The 6,223-nt window shown below is 55.7% G+C and carries 5 protein-coding genes; 2 read left to right on the top strand and 3 right to left on the bottom strand.

What is annotated here, in order from left to right; all coding sequences use genetic code 11:
- Positions 1–122 precede the first annotated feature (122 nt).
- Positions 123–635, top strand: coding sequence for a carboxymuconolactone decarboxylase family protein (locus ACR0KG_RS19010; protein WP_480551385.1), 513 nt, complete (start codon positions 123–125; stop codon positions 633–635).
- A gap of 85 nt (positions 636–720) precedes the next feature.
- Here the strand turns inward: ACR0KG_RS19010 and ACR0KG_RS19015 are convergent, their stop codons facing one another.
- A complete protein-coding gene (locus ACR0KG_RS19015; protein ID WP_480828150.1) occupies positions 721–1,539 on the bottom strand; it encodes a sulfotransferase family protein in 819 nt (272 codons plus the stop codon).
- 141 nt (positions 1,540–1,680) lie between these two features.
- On the opposite strand from ACR0KG_RS19015, the gene ACR0KG_RS19020 reads away from it, so the two are divergent.
- Positions 1,681–3,258 carry a DUF5928 domain-containing protein gene (locus ACR0KG_RS19020; RefSeq protein WP_480828151.1) on the top strand — a complete coding sequence of 526 codons (1,578 nt, stop codon included), beginning with the start codon at positions 1,681–1,683 and terminating at the stop codon, positions 3,256–3,258.
- Positions 3,259–3,294: 36 nt separating this feature from the next.
- Here ACR0KG_RS19020 and amaB read toward each other — a convergent pair whose 3' ends face one another.
- Together amaB and ACR0KG_RS19030 are read right to left on the bottom strand one after the other, a co-directional pair.
- Positions 3,295–4,791, bottom strand: coding sequence for an L-piperidine-6-carboxylate dehydrogenase (gene amaB / locus ACR0KG_RS19025; protein WP_480551553.1), 1,497 nt, complete (start codon positions 4,789–4,791; stop codon positions 3,295–3,297).
- Between the two features lie 18 nt (positions 4,792–4,809).
- The gene (locus tag ACR0KG_RS19030) at positions 4,810–5,916 is read right to left on the bottom strand and encodes a saccharopine dehydrogenase family protein (protein WP_480551379.1); all 1,107 of its coding nucleotides are present in this window, start codon (positions 5,914–5,916) and stop codon (positions 4,810–4,812) included.
- Between the last annotated feature and the right edge of the window lie 307 nt (positions 5,917–6,223).

Here is a 6,223-nt window from a genome sequence, read left to right on the forward strand (position 1 = left end):
GGGCCGTTTTTGTTCTTTTGCGCGGACAAAGCTGATATTGATAGTGTCCGGTGCTAGTGTGTTTTGATTCAATGGCGGATCGCGTTTCGCCGTGGTGAAATTTTGAGCGGGGTTATCATTACATGGCAATTTTTGATGGCTTGTCTGCAAAAAGTGGCCTCTCTGATGTGCTCAAGCTATTCCCACGGAACTCTGAGCTTCTAATCCGCTTGCTTGATGACATCATGTGTGCTGACGGCGAGCTTTCGCGAGGAGAACGGGAAGCAATTGCGGCATTCGTTTCAAAGCTAAACATGACCCAATACTGCGTGTTCTATCATACTGTATTCTCCGAAGTATTCTCAGGTCCGATAGAAAACACTAGCAGGCGCATCCAACCGCTTTTGAACTATGCTCGATGCCTGCGCGGCAGAGACAGCGATGAGATTGTATTGGCGTTTGAATTGGCCCGGCAGGCGGGATGGCGAGAAGGCGCACTTTACGAAGTTGTCGAAGTCTGTGGTATATTTGACTTCATTAACACCATCGTCCTTGCTTCTGGAATCAATACGCCTGACGAGCCGATGCGTCCGTACCCTACGGTCGATGGCCTAGAAAATTCTTATGCTACGATGGCGGATGGGATCAGAAACTGACTGTCACTCTGGGCTCAAAGCAGACGCTAATGTGCAAATTATTTTCTAAGCAGAAGAATCTCTGCACGGCGGCACCCATTGCCCCTCAATCGCCCAGTTTGGCGTGTACCTCGTCCAGATCGATCTCACCCACAGGCATTTTGTTACCAGGGTTCTCGAAATCGTATTTGAACAGCTCGAAATCCTGTTTGTAGATTTCATAGACCAGATGCATCGACAGATCATCGAAATAGTCCTCGACCGGATGGGCGCGTTTTGGCCCATGCCCTTCGGATTCGTTGAACCGCGGAATCTCGGACAATGTCACCGGATGGGCGGTTTCGACGTTCTCCAGTACACCCTGCATCCCGTCATTGAATGCCTCGGTCCAGAAAATCCGGTCATACTGACCGCCATTCACAATGAAGGTCGAAACGTGCCCCGACATGGCTGACCAGTGAATGTCCGGGTCCATCGGGCGACGCCAGCGGATCGTGTCGCGCGCAAACAGCAGGAATCGGCGGAAGCTGGCAATCTGGTCGAACTCGCCCTTGCCGTCATCGCCACCAACTTCGATTCCGTAATTGTAGATCAGCGTCGGTACCAGATTGCCCCGATAGCGCTTGCCGTTACGCTGAATGCCGCAGATCTTGTCAAAGAACGAACTAAGGATGCGGGTATAGGGATTGCGCACGCAGGTAAAAGAATAGGACCCGTGGTTGCGCACATTGGTCGCGATCATGCCCTGGCTTTGATCAAAAGCCCATTTGTGCATGCCATCCTTGGCGTCATGGATATCGCCATCAAAAAACTGGCCATGATCCGAGTAATACATGATCTGACCAATGGTCGAGCACGCACATTTCGGCACTACACGGTAAACCATGCTTTCGCTCTCGGTCATCCAGGTGCCGGGAAACCCCATTGGCGCGCCTCCTTTGCTGGCTTGCTCTCAGCTTGATATGCCAGCTTTCGACATCAAAAAACCAAAAATATTCTGTTTATTCAATCGCTCATCCTCAGTATCACGGGTGCAGTCGGGCAAAAACGGGAATTGCGACCTCATATGGCAAAGATTGCCTATATCCTGCTGTGTCACAAAGACCCTGAGGCCATCATTGCGCAGGCCGAGCAGTTAACCGCCGCTGGCGACTGTATGGCGATCCATTTCGATGCGCGGGCGCTACACACAGACTACGAAATCATTCGAAGCGCGCTGAAAGACAATCCCAATGTTACCTTCGCCACCAAACGGATCAAATGCGGCTGGGGCGAATGGTCTTTGGTTCAGGCGACCCTGAACGCGTTGCAGGCCGCCGTTGACGCCTTCCCGCGCGCCACGCATTTTTATATGCTGTCGGGCGATTGCATGGCGATCAAAACGGCGGAGTATACGCATCGCTTTCTCGATGAGCGCGACATGGACTTCATTGAAAGCCACGATTTCTTCGCCAGCAATTGGATCAAGACCGGGATGAAAGAGGACCGTCTGATCTACCGTCACTATTTCAATGAGCGTACCCAATCCAAACGCTTTTATGCCGCCTTCGAGCTGCAAAAACGATTCAAGCTGACGCGCGACATCCCCGAAGACCTGCAGATCATGATCGGCAGCCAATGGTGGTGCCTGCGCCGCCGCACGGTTGAGATGATCCTGGAGTTTCTTAAAAAACGCCGCGATGTGATCCGCTTCTTTTCAACAACCTGGATCCCGGATGAGACGTTCTTTCAGACCCTTGTTCGCCATCTTATCCCGAAGGGTGAGATTGAAAACCGCACGCCAACCTTCCTGATGTTTTCCGATTATGGGATGCCGGTGACGTTCTACAATGATCACTTCGACATGCTGTTGGGCCAGAACTATCTGTTCGCCCGCAAGATCAGCCCCGAAGCGCATGAACTTAAGGAACGGCTGGGTGCGCTTTATGCTAGCACCGGTGTCGACTTCCCGATCTCGGATGAGGGGCGCAATCTCTATGCCTTCCTGACCGGGCGCGGGCGCGTTGGTCGCCGGTTTGGAAAACGGTTCTGGGAAGCCGGGAATACCTTGGGCCCAGAGCGAGAGTTGTTTCTTGTTGTCTGCAAGAAATGGCACGTGGCCAAACGGCTGGTCGATCAGATCGCGTCTGAGACGAATATACCATGTGTCGAGTATCTGTTCAGTGAACAGGATACACCACTGCCCGATCTGGGTGGGATCGAAACGACGCTGAACAAACGCTCGCGCCACCGGCGTGCGGTTGTGCGAATGCTGTTCGCACATTTCGGATCAAATCAGCTGGTTTTGTGCCTGGATCCCGCCAATCTGGACGTCATTCAGGATTTCTGCAGCGATGCGGCCCGGACACATGTGCTCGAGATCGAATGCGACTATTCCGACGAGTATCTGATCGGTCACGCAAGGCGTGTGGGACTGGCAGGTCAGAACAGCCCAGACCAAACGGTCTCGCGCCTGTTGCCGACGATACGGAATGATCTGGCCTACGAATCCGAACAAATCCGTCAGGCCGGACTGGATGGGTATCTGCGCCTGCGCGAAAGCGCGGATCGGGCCGAGAACGAAGCCGCGATTGCGCAGTTCCTTGGCGTCGGGTCCGACAAGGCGCAATCCATTATGCAGCTGGACTATCTGTTCTCGGACTAAGCTCCGGCGAAACCGCTGCGCCGCCGGAGCGATCTGTCAGATGTCGAATTTCACACCCTGCGCCAGCGGCAGCTCCGCCGAATAGTTCACGGTATTGGTCTGGCGGCGCATGTAGGCTTTCCAGGCGTCTGACCCGCTTTCGCGCCCACCGCCGGTTTCCTTTTCGCCCCCGAACGCACCGCCAATCTCGGCCCCGGATGGCCCGATATTGACGTTGGCGATGCCGCAATCCGATCCGGCTGCGGTCAGGAACTGCTCTGCCTCGCGCATGTTCAGGGTAAACACGCAGGAAGACAGGCCCTGCGGGACATCATTCTGCAACTCCAACGCCTCATCGAACGCTTCATATCCCATGACATAAAGGATTGGCGCAAAGGTCTCGGTCTTTACCGTCACCGTCTGACCCGGCATCTCGACAATGGCGGGTTCCATATAGACGCCACTTGGCACGCCTTCGGTGACACGTTGCCCGCCAAAGACCGTACCGCCCTCGGCCTCGGCCGCCTGGAGCGCGGCGGTCATCGCAGCGCCAGAAGCCTCGTCCACCAAGGGACCGACCAAAGTGCCTTCAGCCAGCGGATCACCGATGGGCAAACCCGCATAGGCCTTCTTGAGACGCGCTATCAGTTCATCTTTGATCGAGTTATGCACGATCAACCGGCGTAGCGTTGTGCATCTCTGCCCCGCGGTTCCAACCGCCGAGAACACAATCGCCCGCACCGCCATCTCCAGATCAGCCGAGGGGCCTACGATCATCGCATTATTGCCGCCAAGTTCCAGAATGCACTTGCCAAACCGCGCCGCGACGATGGGCGCAACAGCACGGCCCATACGGGTCGAACCAGTCGCTGAGATCACCGGCACATCTTCGCTGGAGACAAGCGCCTCACCCAAGTTGGCCCCACCGATCAGGGTTTGCAGCAGGTTGTCGGGCGCGTCGCCGAACTGGGCCAGCGCGCGTTCGAATATCTTCTGACAGGCCATCGCGGTCAGCGGGGATTTCTCGGACGGTTTCCAGATCACAGGATCGCCGCAAACCAGTGCAATCGCTGCATTCCACGACCAGACGGCCACCGGGAAGTTGAAGGCCGAGATCACCCCGACGGGACCAGCCGGATGCCAGGTCTCCATCATCCGGTGACCGGGACGTTCCGAGGCAATCGTCAGGCCATATAGCTGCCGCGACAGGCCAACGGCAAAGTCGCAGATATCAATCATCTCCTGCACTTCGCCCAAACCCTCGGAGGTGATCTTGCCCGCCTCCCAACTGACCAGAGCGCCCAAATCATCCTTGGCGGCGCGCAGTTCTTCGCCCAACAGGCGGATCAACTCACCCCGGCGCGGGGCTGGCACGGTGCGCCACGCTTTGAACGCGGTTTTGGCATTGGCAAAGATGGTCTCCATCTCGGAGGCCCGGGTTTCGTGCACCTCGGCCAGAACGCGCCCGTCAATCGGGGATCGCACGGTCAGCGTGCCGCCTGTCAACTCAGCAGCAGTCAGGTCGAGGTTTGCCAGAGTGGTTTCTGCAGTCATCACAACGTCTTTCATATCTCACGCCGCCTTGTTCTGTGGGGTTACATCGCCCGCCCGGTAGAGCCGGCCAAATTCGGTGTTCAGGAAATCGGACAGCTTCACCTGTTCTTGCCGGACAAATCCGGTCGAAGGCAGAACGCCAGTACGCATCAGATCGACGACGCCCAGAACACCTGCGGCCGTGGTGACCTGAATGGCGCTCCAAACCTGTCCATTGAACTCACGGGCAAAGCTTTTGTTGATCAGGGATTTCTCGCGGAACGCCCCGTCGATCAAGCCTTTGGCGGTGCAATAGACCAGTACTACATCCTGATCCGTGCGTGGCAGGGCGGATTCAAAGATTTCTTTCAGTAGATCACGGCGACGGTCCAGCCCCAGATCGTGCAACAGCAGTTTCAGAATGTCACAATGACCCGGATAGCGGATCGATCGATACGATACCGCGCGGGCCTTGCCCTCTAGCGTTTCTGGCAATGTCCCCAGACCGCCGGAGGTATTGAAGCATTCGTATTCCACGCCGTCATGACCCAGCACCTCATAGTCTTCCAGCGGCGCGGTCTTGACGCGTTCGCCATTCACGATGGCATCGCAGGGATTGCAATATTCGTTGATCAGCCCGTCCGTGGACCATGTCAGATTGTATTTCAAACCGTTGGTCGGGTAGAGCGGCAAGGCCCCGACCCGCATGTGCAAGCTATCGATTTCGTCGAATTCCGCGGCCAGCGAAGCCCCGGCAATCCCAACAAAACCCGGCGCCAACCCGCATTGCGGCATAAAAGCGGTTTTGCTGCCTTCAGCCAGCGTACGCACGGCCCGGGTGGCGGCAACATCTTCGGTCAGATCAAAATAATGCGCCCCGGCCTTTCTCGCGGCTTGGGCAATGTTCGGCGTCAGAAAAAACGGAGCGGCAGAGATCACCGCATCAAAGCCACGCAACCCACGGGTCAATTCGTCGATATTCGTTGCGTCGACTTGCATCGTCGCGACGCCCTGCCTGGCAATCTCGGCCAACGCCTTCAGATCATATTCTGCAACTTTGGCACTGTAGTTAGGTGAATCTTTCAATAGCGCAGCAATCATCTGCCCAATCTTGCCTGCCCCAACGATACATACCTTCCACGACATGGCTCGCCTCCTCTCATCGGTTTGCTTTGAGAGTGGCGTAGATTGTGGTCATATCGCAGGGGTTATCTTGACGAAATCAGCGCTTGGATCGTCATTTCGTCAAATATTTTGTCTATTTGGCAATTGATGCACTGGGCTTTGAACGTGCGGTCCGGCGCTTTGCGCGTTCGTCGGGTGATCGATCGAATGGATCGATCCCTATCCCTCCTCACCCTTCAGGTTATGAGCCTGACGAGGTGAAGACGTTAAGCGATTGATCCTGGGGATCAATTGTAGTCTGAACGGGCTGTTCTGAGGTTTTCTGACG

It is taken from the genome of Ruegeria sp. H4 (assembly GCF_056533065.1).

Coding starts and splice junctions, on each gene's coding strand:
- ACR0KG_RS19020 (WP_480828151.1), top strand. CDS start 1,681: ATGGCAAAGATTGCCTATATCCTGCTGTGTCACAAAGACCCTGAGGCC.
- amaB (WP_480551553.1), bottom strand. CDS start 4,791: ATGACTGCAGAAACCACTCTGGCAAACCTCGACCTGACTGCTGCTGAG.
- ACR0KG_RS19010 (WP_480551385.1), top strand. CDS start 123: ATGGCAATTTTTGATGGCTTGTCTGCAAAAAGTGGCCTCTCTGATGTG.
- ACR0KG_RS19030 (WP_480551379.1), bottom strand. CDS start 5,916: ATGTCGTGGAAGGTATGTATCGTTGGGGCAGGCAAGATTGGGCAGATG.
- ACR0KG_RS19015 (WP_480828150.1), bottom strand. CDS start 1,539: ATGGGGTTTCCCGGCACCTGGATGACCGAGAGCGAAAGCATGGTTTAC.